The organism is Flavobacterium sp., assembly GCF_025352425.1.
Classification (GTDB): domain Bacteria; phylum Bacteroidota; class Bacteroidia; order Flavobacteriales; family Flavobacteriaceae; genus Flavobacterium.
In genome coordinates this window covers 1-20,133 of record NZ_JANXTI010000010.1, presented here as the reverse complement: position 1 = coordinate 20,133, position 20,133 = coordinate 1, and the positions used below count along the sequence as shown (strand labels likewise).

The following is a 20,133-nucleotide window of genomic DNA, read 5'->3' as shown; positions in this document are numbered from 1 at the left end:
TTTATTGAATTAGCACGTTAACAAATTATATAATTGTAATTAAAAAGTTATATAATTACTGTTTGTAAACGACGCCGTCCTTCATTACAAAAGCTACGTTGTTAACGGTAGTTATATTTGTAGTTGGATCATCGTCTGTAGCAATTATATCCGCGAGGAAGCCTGGCTCAATTGAACCAATCTGCTTGTCCATATCCAGAAGCATCGCATTGGTAATTGTTGCAGCCTGGAGTGCTTTCATAACTGGCATTCCGGCTTCGGTCATGTAAACGAATTCGCGAGCATTAAGCCCGTGTTGGAATACACCGGCATCCGTTCCGAAGGCAATTGGAACTCCTTTTTTATAAGCCTTTGCAAAAGTTCCCTGAATCTTGGGTCCTATCCACAAAGCTTTAGGTACTACAATTGCTGGATAATAATTAGGCTTTTTAGCATTTTCTTCAACGGTTTTTCCAGCGGTAATGGTTGGTACTAAATAGCAATTGTTTTTAATCATTAAATCCATAGTGGCATCACTCATTTCTGTGCCATGTTCGATAGTTTTAACGCCCCCCAAAATGGCGCGTCGCATACCTTCATCTCCGTGAGCGTGAGCCGCTACTTTCATTCCGTAATCTTTGGCTGTAGAAACTATAGCTTCTATTTCTTCCTGAGTAAACTGTGGATTTCCGGCACTTTTGGCAACACTTAAAACGCCCCCGGTTGCGGTAATTTTTATCCAATCGGCACCGTTTTTATAACGTTGACGTACTGCTTGTCGTGCATCTTCGACGCTATTGACCACACCTTCTTTTGGACCGGGATTACCCATGAAATCTTTTCGGTAACCATTCGTCGGATCCGCATGGCCACCTGTAGAAGCCAATGCTTTTTCGGCAGTAAAGATTCTTGGTCCTACAACTTTACCTGCGTTTATAGCGTTTCTCAACGATACATTTACACCGCTTCCTCCTAAGTCTCTTACGGTAGTAAAACCAGCCATTAAAGTAGCTTTTCCAAAACCTTCAGCATTATAAGCAATGTCCGCATCGTTAAGGGTGAATTCTTCCAGATATTCTGTTTGACTTGTTTGGGATTCAAGATGCACGTGCATGTCGATCCAGCCTGGCATTACAGTTTTGGTTTTGAGGTCTACGATTTTATCGCTTGGATTAATTGGGTTAATAAAACCTTCTTCAATACTTTTAATCGTTTTCCCTGAAACGATTATGGTTTTGTTCGCGAGTACTTTTCCGTTTTTTGTATCGATAAGTTTACCGCATTGTATATAGATATCCTGCGCCTGGATGTTGAATGCAGTAAATAATAGGCCAAGCAGTAATAGTTTTTTCATGTTTAGAGATTTTGATAAATGTAGAAAAAAATTAATTTATTTAGGGTGTAAATTCAGTTCATTTATTTGATCTTTATAATCAAAAGGAAGGAGAATGCTTTTCAGTATCCAGTCCATTTTCATCAGTCTGCTTACTTTGTATACCGGAACTAAACGGGTAAGTAAAGAAAAATCGCTAAACTGCAACAGTTCTTTTACCCTGTTGGGACAGACTAATTTCTGACCTTCAATCAACACCTTGAACCGCATAGCTCCCAAGTGTTTTTTATATTGTTTAAATAAATCTGCAGTGTATTCGCTTTTTTGGAGGTCAGCGACTAAATGTGATTCTCTCACAGGGAGCCAATCTTTATAATTAAGGGGTAATTCGTTCAATCCCATCCTGTTTCCCACACGATAAAAAACATTGTATACTTCTTCCTTTTCTTCGTCAGTTAGTTTTTTTTCAAGCAATTCATAAGCTGAAATTGAATAATGAATTAACATAAATAGCACATCACGATAAGCCCAATCCGGAATAACATCTCCACGATTTTGCTCTACCACAGTGTGTATTTTACGCATGGTGTCGATGGCTTTATTAGCGTCATCGTTTGTGGCAAAAACTATCATTCGGGCATATCGAACGGTTGAAAAAAGGCGTCCTAAAGGATCGGAAGGCAATCTTCCTGTAAAGTAAAGCCAATCGACCGCTTTATTCAAAGCAAATTCGGCTGCAGCTCCGGCAAAAATGAAAAGTATGGTATCGCTCTTGCCCCAAATGGTTCTGACAATTGAGTTTTTTTCAACGAAGTATTGCATAGTTTACATAGGAAAAAAAGACTCCATGCGAATTACAGAGAGTTGTTTTTTAGATATTCAGATTTTTAGTTTTTAGTTTTCATTTTTAAGAGAAGCCATATCTATTACAAAACGGTATTTTACATCGCTTTTTAGCATTCTTTCATAAGCTTCGTTAATTTCCTGCATCTTGATTATTTCTATTTCGGAAACGATGTTATGTTTGCCGCAGAAATCCAGCATTTCCTGCGTCTCCGCGATACCGCCAATCAGAGATGCCGCAATTGCTTTTCTTCCCATAATCATTGGAACTGTATTTAGAATAGGATCGAGTCCTCCTAAATACCCAACGATAACCAAAGTTCCACTTATAGCTAAAGTTGCCATATATGGGTTTACGTCATGCACATATGGAACAGTATCAATAATAAGATCAAATTTTCCAGAAACAGAAGCCAATTGAGTATCATCTGTAGAAATTATTACAGCATCTGCTCCCAGATCTAAAGCATCTTTTTCTTTGTCTGGTGTTCTTGAAAAAAGTGTTACATCGGCTCCTAATCCTTTAGCTAATTTTATTGCCATATGACCCAACCCGCCCAATCCAACCACTGCAACTTTACTTCCTTTGCCAACATTCCAATGGCGTAATGGAGACCAAGTCGTAATTCCGGCACAAAGTAAGGGTGCCACTGCAGCCAAATCCAAATTAGCAGGAACTTTTAAAACAAAATTTTCATCAACAACAATCTTTTCAGAATAACCACCATGGGTAAATCCTCCTAAATGCTTGTCTTGACTGCCATAAGTTCCAACCCATCCGTTCAAACAATATTGCTCTAAATCCTGTTTGCAACTGCTGCAATTTCTACAGGAATCTACAAGGCAGCCTACAGCAGCGAAATCTCCAACTTTAAGTTTACTGACCTCACTCCCTACTTTGGTTACTTTGCCTACAATTTCGTGTCCAGGAACTACTGGATAAGTAGTAAAACCCCAATCATTTCTTGCTGTATGTAAATCGGAGTGGCAGACGCCACAGTATAAAATATCAATTTCAATATCTTTTGGTAATGCTTCTCTGCGCTCAATATTCATTTCTTTCAATGGCGCGGTGGTATAATCTGTTCCAAACGCCTTTACGTTTTGTGTTTCCATGTCATATAATTTAGTTATCTCAAAATTAATCTATTTTATTATAGCATGAACCTGAAAAATAATTTAAAGGCCTAATTCACACCATAAAAAATTTTGGCTCATTTTTTGCATTTGGGACGAAAAAAAAAATCCAATGAAAAAATTTCTTTTTATACTGATGTTCGCTTCCGGAGTGTATGCCCAAAAAGAAGTATTTAATGTTCAGCACTATTGTGTTGACGTCAAACCATTTAAAAAAGGACAATGTGATATCTCAGGAAACGAATATTCCTTTGTGTTTTTAGACACCCAAAAAAAAGAACTAACATTTTTTTTTACTAACACCAAACTTAAATATAAAATAACTGAATCTCATATAGAACAACCAAATCCTAATTTTACATGGTACAATTTAGTAAATGAAAAAGGAAATATGGAGATGAGAATCAATAAGCAAAAAACTAAGATTGAATTTATTGATGCTACTAACCATATTTACTTAAAGGTCGGGAGGTCTACCAAATTTGAGTAGCTGATTTAATAAAGCGATCCTAAAATCAATTAAAAACACTCACCAGCATTTCTTTCAATAAATCGCCTTGCGGCAATGCATTCGCGCCCACGCCTTTACTTTTTACATCAACTTCGCGTAATGTTCCAATAATAGAACTCACTTTTTTCATCGGAAAATTGCGTGCTGCCGCTATATAATCATTGATAAAATACGGACTTACTTTAAGTATCTTGGCTGCATTTGCTGGTGATTTATCTTTTAAACCGTGGTATTGCAATAAAGCAGAAAAGAAACCAAATACCAATCCGTTAGTCATAACTATTGGGTTGTCTTTTTGGTTCTGCGCAAAATAGTTGGCTATCTGATACGCCTTAAATTGGTTTTTCTCGCCAATGGCTTTTCTAAATTCAAATACGTTAAAATCTTTGCTAAAACCTATGTTTTCTTCAATTAGGCTGGGTGTAATTGTACTTCCTTTGGGTAGGATAATTTCGAGCTTGGTCAGCTCGTTGGCAATACGGCTTAAATCATTTCCAAGAAATTCAACCAACATCGCCATTGCTTTCGGCTCAATGCCGTAACCCCGGTTTTTCAACACATTCTTAATCCATTGTCCAACCTGATTTTCATACATCTTTTTGCTTTCATACACCAAGCCATGTTTTTCGAGTGTTTTGGTTACTTTCTTGCGTTTGTCAAGGGATTTATATTTATAGGCAAAAACCAAAACCGTAGTCGTCTGTGGATTCTCAGCATATTTTTCCAACTGATCAATCGTTTTAGATAATTCCTGTGCTTCCTTTACAATTACGACCTGACGTTCGGCCATCATAGGGTAACGTTTAGCATTCGCAACAATATCATCAATAGTAGTATCACGACCATAAAGTACCATTTGGTTGAAACCTTTTTCCTCTTCAGTCAAAAGATTGTCTTCCAAATATTCGGTTATTCTATCAATGTAATAGGGTTCTTCTCCCATCAAAAAATAGATTGGTTTAATTCTTCCGGCTTTGATGTCGTTGATTATTTTTACTACCTCTTCCAAAATAAGTTGATTGGGTTATTTGGTTATTCGTTTATTTGACAATAGATTTGCTTCATGCAAAAACTGAATTTTCCGTCCTTTTCGTTTCGCTTCAAAAATAGTGAAAATAAAGTGTCAATTTTTGATGACATCCGGAAAAAATTTATCCAGCTTACTCCCGAAGAATGGGTGCGTCAAAACACCATTCAGTTTTTGCTCCAAGAGAAAAAATATCCAAAATCATATCTTAATATTGAGAAACTCATTAAGATAAATGATAGAATAAAACGCTACGATATAGTTGTATTTCGGCCAGATGGAACAATATTTTTACTGATAGAATGCAAAGCGCCCGAAATAAAAATTACACAGGAAACCTTTGATCAAATTGCCCGTTATAACCTGAAACTTAACGCGGAGTATCTGATGGTAACCAACGGACTAAATCATTACTTTTGCCAAATGGATTTTGAGAAAGAGCAGTATGTTTTTCTAAAAGAATTACCGGATTTAGATGATAGACGAATAGATAATAGATGATAGATAAGAAGATTGCTGTAGTAATATTGAATTGGAACGGTGCTGAGCTGTTGGAGCAGTTTTTGCCTTCGGTGGTCGCCTATTCCGATGAAGCAAAAATTTATGTCGCTGACAATGACTCTACCGATAATTCGATTGCAGTTGTAAAAGAAAAGTTTCCTTCAATAACAATTATTCAGAATGATGGGAATTATGGTTTTGCCAAAGGGTACAATCTGGCACTTCAACAGGTTGAGGAAGAATACTACGCTCTCGTAAATTCGGATGTTGAAGTTACTGAAAACTGGCTTACTCCTATTATTTCTATCTTCGATGCTCAGGCTGCTATTGGAATAATCCAACCAAAAATTTTGGATTATAAAAACAAAGTTTACTTTGAATACGCCGGTGCCGCGGGAGGTTTTATTGACCAATATGGTTATCCTTATTGCAGAGGACGTATTTTTGAAACGATAGAAAAAGATCAAGGGCAATACGATGACGAGTCGGACATCTTTTGGGCAAGTGGCGCCTGTTTTTTTATCCGAAAAGAAGTTTACAGAAAATTAGGCGGTTTTGATAAGGATTTCTTTGCGCATCAGGAGGAAATTGATTTGTGTTGGCGCGTTTTTAATTTGGGCTTTAAAGCCAAATACACCTCAGAATCTGTAGTTTATCATGTTGGCGGTGCTACCTTGCACGAGAGCAATCCAAAAAAAACGTTCCTTAATTTCAGGAATTCTCTATTGATGCTAACCAAAAATTTACCCGAAAACAAATTGGTTCCTATTCTCTTTGTGCGTATCCTCCTCGATGGCATTGCGGGAATTCAATTTATTTTTAAAGGGAAATTTATTCATTGTTGGGCAATTATAAAAGCACATTTTGCATTTTACACTCTGATTAACAAAACGTTAAAAAAACGAAAAGAATCCCAATTAAATACGTATTATCATTCGCAAAGCATTGTATACCGCTACTTCATAAAAAACGGCACCATTTTTGAAAAGTAATTTTAACAAGAGTTTATCATTCTGTTATACTCTTAAAAACTAAAATAATCCGTACTTTTGTTAAAATTAAATCACCTAAACTCATGAGAAAAGTAATTTTTGCACTTTCGTTAGTAATGCTTACACTAACATCGTGTGGCACCAAGAAAAAGATTGCTGCTTTAGAAGCACAAAACAAAGAATGTCAAGATTTATTGAATTCAACTACCGTTAAATTAAACTTGTGTCTTTCTGAAAAAGAGGCAATGTCTAAACAAAATGATTACCTGAAACAAAATAATTCAGATTTAATCAGCAACTCCAAAGATTTGACTGTATTAACTACCAAAGGTGCTCAAAACCTGGAAAAATCATTGGAAAGTTTAAAAGAAAAAGATCTTAAAATATCTCGTCTTCAGGATGCTTTAACTAAAAAAGACAGTGTCACATTGGCTTTGGTTACAAGCTTAAAAAGCTCCGTTGGTATTTCTGACCCAGACATTGAAATCAACGTAGAAAAAGGTGTTGTTTTCATATCTATTGCTGACAAATTATTATTCAAAAGCGGTAGCTATGTAGTAAGCGACAGAGCAAAAGAAGTTCTAGGCAAAGTTGCCAAAGTTATCAATAGCCGTCCAACATTTGAATGTATGGTTGAAGGACATACTGATAATGTACCATTTACCGGAAATGCAATTTTGTTAGACAACTGGGATTTGAGTGTGAAACGTTCAACCGCTATTGTTAGAGTATTGACGAATGATTTAGGCGTAAAACCATCACAATTAATTGCGGCTGGAAGAAGTGAATTTATTCCTTTAGTAGATAACAATTCAGCCGATAACAGAGCTAAAAACAGAAGAACTCGTATTGTGGTTTTACCAAAAATTGATGAGTTCTACGATATGATTGAAAAAGAAATGAAGAAACAGAAACAATAATCTGTTCAGAAAAAGAAAATAGATAAAAGACAAAACGTCCCGAGAAATCAGGACGTTTTTTATTGAATGAGAACTTCTATATTCTTTATTCTCTTGTCACCCTGAGCGCAGTCGAAGGGCTATTTTCTTTTAAAAAATATCCGGATTACCTTTCCCTTCACGGATAATAACAGGTTCGTAACCGGATAAATCAATAATGGTGGAACCAACATTGTCTCCGTAACCACCATCAATGACTAAGTCAACCAAGTGCTGCCATTTTTCAAAAATTAATTCAGGGTCTGTGGAATATTCCAATACTTCATCATCATCATGGATAGATGTTGATACAATTGGATTACCCAGCATTTTTACTATGCATATAGCAATATTATTATCGGGAATTCTAATCCCTACCGTTTTCTTTTTTCGGAATTCTTTTGGCAAATCGTTATTACCAGGCAAAATAAAAGTATAAGGTCCCGGCAAGGTTCTTTTCAGAATTTTAAAAGTTGCCGTGTCAATTTGCTTAACATAATCTGATAAATTGCTCAAATCGCTGCAAACGAAAGAGAAATTGGCTTTCTCCAGTTTGATACCTTTTATTTTGGCAATGCGTTCCAATGCTTTTGTATTAGTAATATCGCAACCCAAACCATAAACTGTATCTGTGGGATAAATTACCAAGCCACCATTTTTTAAAACATCAACTACTTTTTTTATAGCAGCTTCGTTTGGATTGTCTTCGTATATTTTTATGAATTCAGCCATGTATGCTATTTATCCTCTGATTTTGGGGTTATCAATGTTCCCATTATCAACGAGATTATAAGCGAAACTACAACGCCAATTATGATTCTTTTGTTGGTAATTGGCTCATCGTTAATAAATTTTGGAATGATATAGACATTCATAAGCGACATTGAAACAAACCAGTAAATTACAAGTTTCCAATTAGTTTTTAGTTTTTCCATATTTTCAAATGTCTTTATCCAATTATTTCCAATTTCGCAAATCTCAAAAGCAGTTTTTTAATGCCGCCAACTTCAAATTTAATTTCTGCCTTTTTATCTGCGCCCGCGCCTTCCAGACTTACAACTTCTCCTTTTCCAAAACGTTCGTGAATTACAACATTTCCAATGGTTAACTTGCTGTCAAACAAATTGGTGTTACTTGGCGCATTGCCAATTGGTTTCAATTTACGGATATTCGCCGAAGAAACCGTTTCTTCTCCATATTTTTTTGGTGGCGTTCCTGCTGTTGGTTTGGCTTGTCGTAATCTGGACTTATCAATATCACCAAAAATATCCAAATCAATGGTTGGTTTATAACGGTAACTTGTATCCATCGGATTAATATATTCCAGGTATTCCTCTTTTATTTCTTCAATAAAACGGGAAGGTTCGCTATCAACTAATTTTCCCCAACGGTAACGCGACTGTGCGTAAGTTAAATACGCCTGATGCTCGGCACGGGTTAAGGCCACATAGAATAATCTTCGTTCTTCTTCGAGTTCACTTCTCGTATTCATACTCATCGCACTCGGAAACAAATCCTCTTCCATTCCGACCACAAAAACATACGGAAATTCTAATCCTTTTGCTAAATGAATCGTCATCAGCGCCACTCTATCATCATCGCCGGTATCGCGGTCTAAATCGGTTGCCAATGCCACATCTTCCATGAATTCAGATAAAGCACCACGAGCGCCATCAATTTCTCTTTGACCTTCGATGAAATCTTTGATACCTCCCATTAAAGTTTCGATATTCTCTATTCGGGCAATGCCTTCAGGAGTTCCGTCTTTTTTGAGTTCCTGTATTAACCCTGTTTTTTTGGCAACATGTTCGGTTAATACAAACGCATCCTGTTGTTCATTAATGATTTGAAAACTCTTAATCATCGTCACAAAATCTTCCAGTTTTTGTTTGGTTCCCGAGTTTAATTTTAAATCGATTTTATCAATATTTTCCATTACTTCAAAAATGGAACGTTTATAATGATTAGCCGCAACCGTAAGTTTTTCAACCGTTGTATCTCCAATTCCACGTGCCGGATAATTTATTACACGAACCAAGGCTTCTTCATCTTTTGGATTAATAACCAATCGCAGATAACACAAAACATCTTTAATTTCCTTTCTTTGATAAAAAGACAAACCACCATAAATTCGATACGGAATATCACGTTTGCGTAAAGCGTCTTCCATGGCGCGGGATTGCGCATTGGTTCGATACAAAATAGCAAACTGCCCGTTCATCATTTGATTACGCATCTTTTGTTCAAAGATTTCACCTGCAACAAATCGTCCTTCTTCACCATCTGTAATACTGCGATGTACTTTTATTTTCGCACCATAATCATTAGCTGTCCACACCACTTTATCGAGTTTGGTTTTATTTTTATCGATAATTGAATTCGCAGCTTCTACAATATTTTTCGTAGAACGATAATTCTGTTCTAAGCGATAGGTTTTTACATTTTCATAATCCTTCTGGAAGTTGAGTATGTTATTGATATTGGCACCACGGAAAGCATAAATACTTTGTGCATCATCACCAACAACGCAAATATTTTGAAACCTGTCACTCAACGCGCGCACAATCAAATATTGTGAATGGTTGGTATCCTGATACTCATCAACCAAAATGTATCGAAATCGGTCCTGATATTTTGCCAGCACATCCGGAAAACGATTCAACAGTTCATTTGTTTTTAACAGCAAATCATCAAAATCCATGGCGCCGCTTTTGAAACATCGGTCAACATAATTAGCGTAGATTTCGCCCAAACGAGGCTTTTTACTCATCGCGTCCTGCTCTTGTAATTCGGGATTGTTTAGATAAGCTTTTACTGTAATTAATGAATTTTTATACGATGATATCCTGCCCAAAACTTGCTTTGGTTTGTAGATATCTTTGTCTAATTGCATTTCCTTGATAATTGCGGAAATCAACCGAACACTGTCCTGCGTATCATAAATTGTGAAGTTAGACGGAAAACCCAATTTATCGGCTTCGCTTCTCAGAATTCGGGCAAACACGGAGTGAAACGTTCCCATCCAAAGATTTTTGGCTTCATTGGTTCCCACAATATCCGCAATACGTTTTTTCATTTCGCGTGCCGCTTTGTTGGTAAAAGTCAACGCCAGAATATTAAACGCATCCACACCCAAACTCATTAAATACGAAATACGAACCGTCAGCACACGGGTTTTTCCCGAACCGGCGCCAGCAATAATAATCATCGGTCCATCTTTTTGATAAACAGGTTCTTGTTGGGCTTCGTTAAGCTGGGAAATGTAGTGTTGCATTTTTTTTAAAAGTCGCTAAGTATCAGAGTTGCAAAGTTTCAAAAGTAATAAGAAACTTTGCGAACAAATTTAACGTTACTAAACCTGAATTGCAATCATAATTTTGGCTAATTATCAACAGAATAAAAGTAAATTATGCTACGCCAATGGTAAAATGAACTGAAAAACACCAACGTTGACGTCCGGAATATAAAACTTGGCATCACGGACATCAAATTTGGCGAAGTCAGACGTATATTTTGGGGTTAGAGACGTCAAATTTGAGGTAGTCGGACGTATATTTTGGGGTGTCGGACATAAACACTGGGCTTACATAGACCAAATTTGCGCTTGAAGGCCTCTTATTTGGGGTTATTCTATTATATTTGTGACCAATTTATATTGTTTATCCATGAATTCAGATAAAATTTTAGAATTACTGATGTATGCTGTTCCTTCACTTATAACTGGTGCTGTAGCGTATTATTTGTTTGATAATTACTTTAAAGATCAACAAAATACAAGACGCTGGTTGTTGCAAAGAGAAAATCAGAAACATTCGTTACCCTTGCGCTTGCAGGCGTATGAAAGACTCGCTTTGTTCTTGGAACGAATCAATCCTCCGAAGTTGCTGATTCGTGTGGCGCCATTGAGTGAAAATAAAGTGGATTATCAAAACCTGCTGATTCATCATATTGAGCAGGAATACGAGCACAACATCACCCAACAGGTATATATCACGAACGAACTTTGGACGATGCTTTTGACTGCCAAAAACACAATCATCCAAAATATCAGAAAGACAGCTTTGGATGAAACCATTACTACTGCGGGTCAATTCAGGGAAAAGATTTTAAGCAATATGCTTGATGGACAATCAGCAAGCACAGTAGCTTTGAGTTATTTGAAGAATGAAGTCGCTGACGTTTTAGGATAAAAAAAGCCGCGGTTGGTTTTTTATTTTTTGTTGAACTTTGAAATACCGTCCTTTAGCCACACCAAGTAATCACTTATGTCTGGGGTATAAGCTACAGGTGTATTCAGTTCTTTTTCATTCAAATCCAAAAGAACATATAGCGGCCGCGAATTATTATTGAATCGGGTTATTTGGAATTCGCTCCATTTTTTTCCGATGGTATTGATTTCTTTCCCTTCTTTCGTGACATATTGCTCGTTTTGCGGCAATTCTTTTTTATCGTCGCCATATAACGAAATCAAAACCACATCATTCTTCATTATCTTCAAAACCTTTTCGTCAGACCAGACATTGTTCTCCATCAAACGGCAGTTAACACATTGTTTTCCTGTAAAGTCTATCATTATGGGCTTGTTAACTTTTTTAGCATACTCAACTCCCATTTTGTAATCAGTAAAAGAAACCAGATTATGAACAGTCAGTTCTGCACCTAAAGGCAAATCTTCTTTTAATTCTGAAGTTTTACTGCCAAATCCCTGCGGACTTTCGCTATAGGTTTGTGGTGGAGGAAAAGCCGAGATTAGTTTTAATGGTGCACCCCAAAGCCCCGGAATTAAATATACTGTAAATGCCAATGAGGAAATCGCCAGGAGCAACCTTCCGACAGAAATATGCGCAAGCGGGCTATCATGAGGCAATGTTATTTTTCCAAAAAGATACAGCGACAACGCGGCAAAAATCGCTATCCAGATCGCAATGAAAACTTCGCGGTGCAGCCAATGCAAATCCAGTCCTATATCAGCATTTGAAAGGAATTTGAAAGCTAAAGCCAATTCGACAAAACCAAAAACAACTTTAACGGTATTCAGCCAGCCACCGGATTTTGGCATATTACCTAATAGCGCTGGTGCCAAAGCAAAAAACATAAACGGCAAAGCCAATCCAAACCCGAATCCCAGCATAGCAATCGATAGTATTGTCGCGCCACCATCAGAATTTAATGAGGTGCCAAATACTAATCCCAGAGCAGGACCAATACATGAGAATGAAACGATAATTAGCGTCAAAGCCATGAAGAATATACCAACCAGCCCTTCCTTATTTGAAGCATTATCGGCCCTGTTGGATAACTTACCCGGCATTGTTATCTCAAAAGCACCGAAGAATGATATTGCAAATACTGTGAAAATGAAAAAGAAAAAGATGTTTACATATACGTTTGTAGAAATTTCAGAGAATATATCCCGGCTGATTCCTTCAAAAATGTGAAACGGAATCGTCAAGGCAAAACATATGAATACAATACAGGCTCCGTAAAAAATAGCATTAAATCTTCCCCTTGAAGGATTTTTTGATTGTTTCAAAAAGAAACTTACGGTCATTGGAATCATTGGATAGACGCAGGGTGTAAACGTTGCCGCAATTCCACCAATCAAGGCAAGGATGAATATGGTAAGAAGTCCTTTCTTCTCTTCTTTTAACGGAGTTTCTGCAAGGGCTTTTACTAGTGGCCCAATGTTGGTGTTGGCTGCCGGTTTACCTGAAGCAATTGTATCAATGCTTTTAGCCGTATCAGATGAACCTTCTGTCGCAGGAATTGTAAACGTAAACTGCATTACGTCGTTTATACAAGCCTGTTTGCACACCTGGTAATCAATTTTACCCTTTATCGAAGTCAGTTTAGCATTAAGGATTTTTACTTTCTGCGTAAAGGTTACACTCTTTTCAAAGAAATATTCGTCTACGCCAAAAATATCACTGAACTCTTTTTTATATGGACTTTCCTTAACTTTTCCAACCAACTCATAGTTGTCTTTTGCGTTTTTGAATGTAAATTCTGCCGGCAATGGTCCGTCGGCCGGTGTAAATTGAGAATACACATGCCAGCCTTCGTCAATTTTTCCTTCCATTACCAAATTGAATTCGGAGTCAGATAGCTTCTCTACCGTGGTTGACCATTTTACAGGTTTTACAATTTGGGCACTCAAATTGGCAAATGCCAAAAAACTCAAAAGAAAAAATAGTACTTTCTTCATTAGGCTGTATAATTTATTTTTAAAATTTTTAATGTCTCTTCAGTAACTTTAAATCGCTCGTCCTGTCTTTTTCCAACAACCCAAACAATTTGATTACCAGAACATAAAAGCCAGGCATCTGATTTGTCCGGTAAGGAAAACTTTTCATCTTTAAAAAATTTACTAAGCTTCTTTTTTCCGTTCATACCATTCGGATAAAACACATCGCCTTCCTTCCACTTTCGGATTTCTAAAGGATATTGAAGCTTTTCTTCGTCGACAAATATAACATTACTTGGCTGTACCGAAATGTCGTCTACGTTACAAAAGGTGATTTTTAAGGGAAATTTAACTACTTTTTCTAACTTTTCAATTAAAAATTGTCGTGTTTCTTCACTTTCGGTTTTTGGAAAAACAATCAGTTCATTCCTGTCCTTGAGCAATGTGTAATTTTGCGAATGAATCTGCTTTCCTGATTGGGCTGTGGTTAAATCATTAATGGAATCCCAATCACTAAAACCAAAAGGTTCGAGCCATTGATACAAATACGCAGGGTAATTGGTCAACTGCATCAACTCTGTCAGATTTATTCTCTTTTGGAAATTAATGTCGGTGACGACTTTCCGATATACAATGCGGGATGCATCATCAACCAATGTCTGAGCTTGCTTCAGATTTGAGATTGTATTTTCAAAGGAATTCAATAAGCTTGGGTTGAGTTCTTTCAACAGCGGAATTATATCGTGACGTAATTTGTTACGCAAATATTTATCAGAAGCATTGCTGCTGTCTTCGCGCCATTCAAGATTATTCTCTTTGGCAAAAGCCTCAATCTCATTTCTTGAAAATGGCAATAACGGACGAACAATATTCCCGTTTTGCTCGGGAATTCCCGTCAAACCGTCCAATCCGGAACCGCGTGTAAAATTGATTAAGAAGGTTTCTAAACTATCGTCAAGATGATGAGCAGTAAGAATATAATCGTAATCGTTATTGATCAAAAGTGTGTTGAACCATTCGTACCGGAGGTTGCGGGCAACAACCTGAATGGATAATTTGTGTTGTTCCGCAAATTTTTCAGTGTCGAAATGATTGACAAATAACAAAACATCCATCTTTTCACATTGCTCTTTCACAAATTTTTCATCTTCGCCACTTTCATCGCCACGTAGTCGAAAATTGCAATGTGCCACCCTAATATCCAACTTCAGTTCATGACACAAGTACAACAAAACCATGCTGTCAATGCCTCCACTTGTTGCCAAAAGGAGTTTTTTTCCTTTTAGAAAAGGAAGATTTGCATTTATATGATTTTGAAATTTTACGAGCATATTCAAAAGTAGTTATTTTAATTTAACCCAAAACTTCAAACATGGCTTTGGCTTTCAACAAACATTCTTCGTATTCATGTTCGGGATTGGATTGTGAAGTAATAGCGCTTCCAACCGAAAACGAAACATACTTTTCTTTGGCATTATACAGAATACTTCGGATAACGACATTAAAATCGAAATCATTATCAGGTGTAAAATAGCCAACCGCGCCACTATACAAGCCGCGTTTCGATTCTTCGAGTTCTTCTATTATTTTCATTGCTGAAATCTTTGGCGCACCGGTCATGCTTCCCATTGGAAAAGTTGTTCGGAGAATTTCTACCAACGATGTTGTATTTTCTACATTAGAAACAACCGTCGAAATCATTTGATGCACTTGCTCGAAAGTATAAATCACGCACAATTCTTCTACTTCTACGGTTCCTTTTATGGCTGTATGTGATAAATCATTACGGACTAAATCGACAATCATGATGTTTTCGGAACGTTCTTTTGGGTTTTGTTCTAATTCTTTTTTTGAATTATTATCTAAAGTTTCCTCCGAAAAACGTTTGGCTGTTCCTTTTATGGGTTGCGAAATGACTTTGTTTCCTTCCTTTCTCAGGTAACGTTCGGGCGACGCACATAGCAAATACTGTTGATTATTTTTAAAGAATATAGCAAATGGTGGTTTGGAAATTGTGTTTAATTTTTGATAGATATCAATGGGTTCAACAGTTGCATTTTCGGAGTAGAATTCCATACAGAAATTAGCTTCGTAAATATCGCCACGATGAATGTATTTAAGCATCTTATTAACTTTTGAAACATATTCGTCTTTTGAAATTCTTTGTTCAATTTTGATTTCCGGTCTCAGAGTTATGAATCCTGTGGTTTGTAGTACATCCAAAAAATCACTTTCAATTTCATCATCACATAATCGCAAATACTGAACTTCTAACTGATTTCCTTTTAGCAGGAATAATTTCTTTGGCTGAAAGAAAAATAAATCGGGAAAGTGCAAACCATCAAAATTATTGGAATGGAATTCTTCTACATCATTTTTTAAATCATACGACAAATAGCCAAATAGCCAATCTTTCGATTGTTGCTGGTATTGTTTTAAATCTTCAAAAGCGTTTTGATAATCTGTTTTTATCGAAGTAAAAGCGTCAACAGCCAATACACAGTCAAAGCTAGACTGCTTTTGATGATAATTGTTTGAATCCAAAAAAACTACTTCCCTGAACTGTTGCGACCAATGTAGTAATTGGTTTTTGAACACTTCAGTATTGTCAATTTGTTTTTCAACTATAGTTCTCAATGGCTGTTTTTTATGGCACTCAAAATTACAATAAAAATATTTGGTCGTCGAAGGGAACAAGTTGAAATTTTTGGCACGCTTTTTAGTAAGAACAAAAGCATTTAACAAGAAATTCATTTTAAAACTATTGATAGGAAAACTACACTCACTTTTTGAAATTGAAATTGTAACTATTAATAACTATTTAAAATGAATGTAAAATGAATGTAAAATGAAAAACACAACAAAACTTGGTTTGGCATTGCTCCTTTTCGGATTTGCCTTTGCGTGTAAACAAGCTGACGGGCTTGAAAATTCTAGTGCTGAAGCTGCGGCTGACGGTAATGCTGTAATCTCTTCTAACGCAGCAGTTGAGAAAAAAGAAAGTAATCGAAAATTTGTAAGAACTGCGGATTTAAAATTCAAAGTAAAAAATGTTGCCAAATCTACTTATGCGATTGAAAGCATTGTAGCAAAAAATGGAGGCTTCATAACTTTCACCGATTTAAAAAGCAACATCAACGAAAAATCGGAAACCAAAATCAGCCAGGACAGCACGCTCGAAACAACGCGATTTACTGTCGATAATACCATCACCCTTCGTGTCCCAAATACACAATTAGATACTGTTTTAAAATCAATGGTCAAAGAAGTTGCTTTTCTCGATAGTCGATTGATAAAAGCAGATGATGTAGCGCTGCAGTTATTATCGAATAAAATGACGCAAAAAAGACTGGCTTCTCATCAAAAACGATTGGAAAAAGGTATTGATACCAAAGGCAAAAAACTAAATGACATTACAAATGCCGAGGATAAAGTTCTTGGCAGAGAAACTGAAAGCGATGAAACTGTTCTACAGAATCTAAGTTTGGAAGATCAGGTAAATTATAGTACAGTAACTTTGTATTTGTACCAAAGGGAAAGCGTTTTGCAGGAAATTGTAGCCAATGAAAAAAGTATCAATGCCTACAGACCACATATTGGACTGCAGATTTGGGATAGTCTAAAAACAGGTTGGTTTATGTTTGAAGCGATTATTGCATTCATAGTACAACTTTGGGCATTGCTGTTACTCGCTGTTTTAGGCATTTTTACTTATAGAAAATTTGTCAAAAAACAATAGTTAGTAACCTGAGAGTAAAATAGATACCATCGGCGAAAACCTTTGGTATTTTTTGTTAACTTTGATATGCTAACCAAAAACTTCAACTATTATGAAAATCGCAACCATCGTTATCAGAGTATTGATAGGGCTCTTGCTCCTATTTGCATCCATTAGTTTCTTTTTGAAACTTGTTCCAGAGCCTGTTACTACAGGAGATTTTAAAGCCTTTCAATTGGGGTTGGTAGCTTCTACCTATCTAATGCCTCTGGCAAAAGCCATTGAATTGCTTTGCGGCTTATCGTATGTGACTGGAAAATATGTGACTTTGGCTAACATTATTATTTTACCAATAACAATAAACATTTTATTAATTAATTATTTTTTGGCTCCGGAAGGTTTACCAATTGCGATTCCGATTTTTTTAGGAAACTTATTTTTAATTTATCGTTATTGGGATAATTATAAAACTGTGTTTACACCATAAAAAAAGCCTCCCATTGGAGGCTTTTTTTGAATTAATTAAACTAGACTAAATCAAATCGGTCAAGATTCATTACTTTATCCCATGCTGCTACAAAATCTTTTACGAATTTGCCTTTAGCATCGCTACTACCATATACTTCAGCAATAGCTCTTAATTCTGCATGCGAACCAAATACTAGATCAGCACGAGTTGCAATCCATTTACGTTCTCCGGTGTTACGGTCTAGGCCTTCATATAATTCCTTGTCTTCTGATATTGCTTTCCAAGTCGTATTCATATCAAGAAGATTCACGAAAAAATCATTAGTCAATTGTCCCCGAGTTTTTGTAAAGACACCATTTGCCGAACCATCTACATTCGTATTCAATACACGCATTCCGCCAACAAGAACTGCGAGCTCAGTCGCCGTAAGTGTTAGCAACTGTGCTTTATCTATTAACAATGCTTCGGTAAGTACAGATGACTTTTTACGATAGTTTCGGAATCCATCAGCTTTTGGTTCTAAATGCGCGAAAGATTCAACATCGGTTTCTTCCTGAGTTGCATCCATACGCCCTGCTGTAAAAGGAACAGTGATATTTTGCCCTGCAGCTGAGACTGACTTTTCAATTCCGGCACAACCAGCTAAAACAATAAGGTCAGCCAATGATACTTTCTTGTCACCGGATTGAAATTCGTTGAATGCTTTTTGAATACTTTCCAGTTTACTCAAAGTATCCGTAATTAATGGCGTATTGTTTATCTGCCAGTATTTTTGCGGTGCTAGACGGATTCGGGCACCATTGGCGCCACCACGTTTATCGGAACCACGAAAGGTTGATGCAGAAGCCCAAGCAGTCGATACCAATTGGGAAACAGAAAGTCCTGATTCTAAAATTTTACTTTTTAACGAATCAATATCATTTGCATCAATTAGCAGATGATTAACAGCCGGAATCGGATCCTGCCATAACAATACTTCCTGTGGCACATCTGTCCCAAGATAAAGTGCACGTGGTCCCATGTCACGATGGGTTAGTTTAAACCAGGCACGTGCAAATGCATCAGCAAACTGGTCTGGATTTTCAAGAAAGCGGCGGGAAATTTTTTCGTAAGCCGGGTCAAGCCTCAGTGAAAGATCAGTTGTAAGCATCGTTGGAAGATGTTTTTTTGAAGCATCAAAAGCATCCGGAATAATTGCTTCTGCATTTTTGGCTACCCATTGATGAGCACCTGCTGGGCTTTTAGTCAATTCCCATTCGAAGCCAAAAAGGTTTTCAAAAAAGTTATTGCTCCATTGCGTCGGTGTTTTTGTCCAGGTCACTTCAAGTCCGCTGGTAATAGTATTTTTATCTCTACCGCTTCCATGTTGATTTACCCATCCAAATCCTTGGTGCTCTAAATCTAAAGCTTCAGGTTCTTTTCCAACATTATCGGAAGAAGCAGCTCCATGGGTTTTACCAAATGTATGTCCGCCAGCAATTAAAGCTACCGTTTCTTCATCGTTCATTGCCATACGACCAAACGTTTCGCGGATATCTTTTGCTGCAGCGATAGGATCAGGATTACCGTCCGGACCTTCGGGATTTACATAAATCAATCCCATATGCGCAGCTGCAAGAGGGTTTTCCAAATCACCTTTGGAATGCATTTCCCCTTTCGGATTTTCATCTGATGAAACCACACCACGCTCAGCCAGGCCTTCAACACCATGACTGTAACGGTCTTCGTTTCCGAGCCATGTTTTCTCCGAACCCCAGTATACTGCTTCATCTGCTTCCCATACATCTTCACGTCCACCGGCAAAACCAAAGGTCCTGAATCCCATTGATTCAAGTGCAACATTTCCGGCAAGTATCATCAAATCGGCCCATGATATTTTACGTCCATATTTTTGTTTGACAGGCCATAATAACCTACGTGCTTTGTCGAGGTTCACATTATCCGGCCAACTGTTAAGTGGCGCAAAACGTTGTTGTCCCTGGCCACCGCCACCTCGTCCATCCTGTACTCTGTATGTTCCCGCACTGTGCCATGCCATCCGTATGAACAGACCTCCGTAATGCCCGAAGTCTGCCGGCCACCAGTCTTGTGAGTCTGTCATCAACGCATGAAGATCGTTCTTCAAAGCTTCAAGGTCAAGACTATTAAAGGCTTCCTTATAATTAAAATCACCATCCATAGGATTAGACAACGAAGAATGCTGCCTCAGTACATTTAATTTTAACTGATTAGGCCACCAGTCTGTATTTCTGGTTCCGCTACCTGCTGTTTGCTTTGAGGCTCCATTATTAAAAGGGCATTTACCCTGAGACGCATCATTTCCCATGCTGTTATAATTTATGTTTAAGTTATTTTAATATTCCAAATCTAATGATTCTTCTTCTTTTCTCTTGATAGTTTTTTATTAAATATTAACCCGTTGGGTGTAATTATTTAAAGTAAAAATAAATTGATTAAATATTGGTCAAGATACTGAAATTCAGTATCTTGAAGTCGCAAAA

The 20,133-nt window shown here is 37.0% G+C and carries 18 protein-coding genes; 7 read left to right on the top strand and 11 right to left on the bottom strand.

The features are described 5' to 3' along the window. Positions 1–55: 55 nt before the first annotated feature. From Q0Q99_RS01420 to Q0Q99_RS01410, 3 genes are all read right to left on the bottom strand, one after another. Positions 56–1,333, bottom strand: a complete 1,278-nt coding sequence (locus tag Q0Q99_RS01420) for an amidohydrolase family protein (RefSeq protein WP_293890255.1) — start codon at positions 1,331–1,333, stop codon at positions 56–58. A 36-nt stretch (positions 1,334–1,369) separates the two neighbouring features. Beyond that, positions 1,370–2,134, bottom strand: coding sequence for an oxygenase MpaB family protein (locus tag Q0Q99_RS01415; protein ID WP_293890254.1), 765 nt, complete (start codon positions 2,132–2,134; stop codon positions 1,370–1,372). A 72-nt stretch (positions 2,135–2,206) separates the two neighbouring features. Beyond that, positions 2,207–3,271, bottom strand: coding sequence for an NAD(P)-dependent alcohol dehydrogenase (locus tag Q0Q99_RS01410; protein WP_293890252.1), 1,065 nt, complete (start codon positions 3,269–3,271; stop codon positions 2,207–2,209). Positions 3,272–3,404: 133 nt separating this feature from the next. On the opposite strand from Q0Q99_RS01410, the gene Q0Q99_RS01405 reads away from it, so the two are divergent. Continuing rightward, positions 3,405–3,782, top strand: a complete 378-nt coding sequence (locus tag Q0Q99_RS01405) for a hypothetical protein (RefSeq protein WP_293890250.1) — start codon at positions 3,405–3,407, stop codon at positions 3,780–3,782. A 25-nt stretch (positions 3,783–3,807) separates the two neighbouring features. Here Q0Q99_RS01405 and holA read toward each other — a convergent pair whose 3' ends face one another. Next, the gene (gene holA / locus Q0Q99_RS01400) at positions 3,808–4,812 is read right to left on the bottom strand and encodes a DNA polymerase III subunit delta (protein WP_293890248.1); all 1,005 of its coding nucleotides are present in this window, start codon (positions 4,810–4,812) and stop codon (positions 3,808–3,810) included. 54 nt (positions 4,813–4,866) lie between these two features. Here holA and Q0Q99_RS01395 point away from each other — a divergent pair, with 54 nt between their 5' ends. The 3 genes from Q0Q99_RS01395 (at position 4,867) to Q0Q99_RS01385 (ending at position 7,243) form a co-directional block, all read left to right on the top strand. Then, positions 4,867–5,331, top strand: coding sequence for a type I restriction enzyme HsdR N-terminal domain-containing protein (locus tag Q0Q99_RS01395; RefSeq protein WP_293890246.1), 465 nt, complete (start codon positions 4,867–4,869; stop codon positions 5,329–5,331). Further along, positions 5,328–6,323, top strand: a complete 996-nt coding sequence (locus tag Q0Q99_RS01390) for a glycosyltransferase family 2 protein (protein WP_293890244.1) — start codon at positions 5,328–5,330, stop codon at positions 6,321–6,323. The genes Q0Q99_RS01395 and Q0Q99_RS01390 overlap by 4 nt, the downstream gene beginning before the upstream one ends. Positions 6,324–6,406: 83 nt before the next feature. Further along, a complete protein-coding gene (locus tag Q0Q99_RS01385) occupies positions 6,407–7,243 on the top strand; it encodes an OmpA family protein (protein WP_293890218.1) in 837 nt (278 codons plus the stop codon). 129 nt (positions 7,244–7,372) lie between these two features. Here Q0Q99_RS01385 and Q0Q99_RS01380 read toward each other — a convergent pair whose 3' ends face one another. From Q0Q99_RS01380 to Q0Q99_RS01370, 3 genes are read right to left on the bottom strand one after another with little or no spacing between them, the layout of a single operon-like run. Beyond that, positions 7,373–7,993 (bottom strand): L-threonylcarbamoyladenylate synthase, encoded by a 621-nt coding sequence (locus tag Q0Q99_RS01380; RefSeq protein ID WP_293890216.1) that lies wholly within the window; start codon positions 7,991–7,993, stop codon positions 7,373–7,375. Positions 7,994–7,998: 5 nt separating this feature from the next. Further along, positions 7,999–8,196 (bottom strand): hypothetical protein, encoded by a 198-nt coding sequence (locus Q0Q99_RS01375; RefSeq protein ID WP_293890214.1) that lies wholly within the window; start codon positions 8,194–8,196, stop codon positions 7,999–8,001. Positions 8,197–8,210: 14 nt separating this feature from the next. Beyond that, complete coding sequence (locus Q0Q99_RS01370; protein ID WP_293890212.1) at positions 8,211–10,535, bottom strand: ATP-dependent helicase; 2,325 nt, start codon at positions 10,533–10,535, stop codon at positions 8,211–8,213. Between the two features lie 391 nt (positions 10,536–10,926). On the opposite strand from Q0Q99_RS01370, the gene Q0Q99_RS01365 reads away from it, so the two are divergent. Then, positions 10,927–11,451, top strand: a complete 525-nt coding sequence (locus Q0Q99_RS01365) for a hypothetical protein (protein ID WP_293890210.1) — start codon at positions 10,927–10,929, stop codon at positions 11,449–11,451. Between the two features lie 20 nt (positions 11,452–11,471). Here Q0Q99_RS01365 and Q0Q99_RS01360 read toward each other — a convergent pair whose 3' ends face one another. From Q0Q99_RS01360 to Q0Q99_RS01350, 3 genes are read right to left on the bottom strand one after another with little or no spacing between them, the layout of a single operon-like run. Next, positions 11,472–13,466, bottom strand: a complete 1,995-nt coding sequence (locus Q0Q99_RS01360; protein ID WP_293890208.1) for a thioredoxin family protein — start codon at positions 13,464–13,466, stop codon at positions 11,472–11,474. Beyond that, entirely contained in the window at positions 13,466–14,776 is a 1,311-nt protein-coding gene (tilS, locus tag Q0Q99_RS01355) for a tRNA lysidine(34) synthetase TilS (RefSeq protein ID WP_293890206.1), read from the bottom strand. Before tilS ends, Q0Q99_RS01360 begins: the two co-directional genes overlap by 1 nt. Before the next feature lie 22 nt (positions 14,777–14,798). Further along, on the bottom strand, positions 14,799–16,082 hold the full coding sequence (locus Q0Q99_RS01350; protein WP_293890204.1) for an anthranilate synthase component I family protein: 1,284 nt from the start codon (positions 16,080–16,082) through the stop codon (positions 14,799–14,801). 211 nt (positions 16,083–16,293) lie between these two features. On the opposite strand from Q0Q99_RS01350, the gene Q0Q99_RS01345 reads away from it, so the two are divergent. Both Q0Q99_RS01345 and Q0Q99_RS01340 read left to right on the top strand, forming a co-directional pair. After that, on the top strand, positions 16,294–17,184 hold the full coding sequence (locus Q0Q99_RS01345) for a DUF4349 domain-containing protein (RefSeq protein ID WP_293890202.1): 891 nt from the start codon (positions 16,294–16,296) through the stop codon (positions 17,182–17,184). Positions 17,185–17,275: 91 nt separating this feature from the next. Next, positions 17,276–17,650 (top strand): DoxX family protein, encoded by a 375-nt coding sequence (locus Q0Q99_RS01340; protein ID WP_293890200.1) that lies wholly within the window; start codon positions 17,276–17,278, stop codon positions 17,648–17,650. A 40-nt stretch (positions 17,651–17,690) separates the two neighbouring features. Here the strand turns inward: Q0Q99_RS01340 and katG are convergent, their stop codons facing one another. Next, a complete protein-coding gene (katG, locus tag Q0Q99_RS01335; protein ID WP_293890198.1) occupies positions 17,691–19,958 on the bottom strand; it encodes a catalase/peroxidase HPI in 2,268 nt (755 codons plus the stop codon). Between the last annotated feature and the right edge of the window lie 175 nt (positions 19,959–20,133).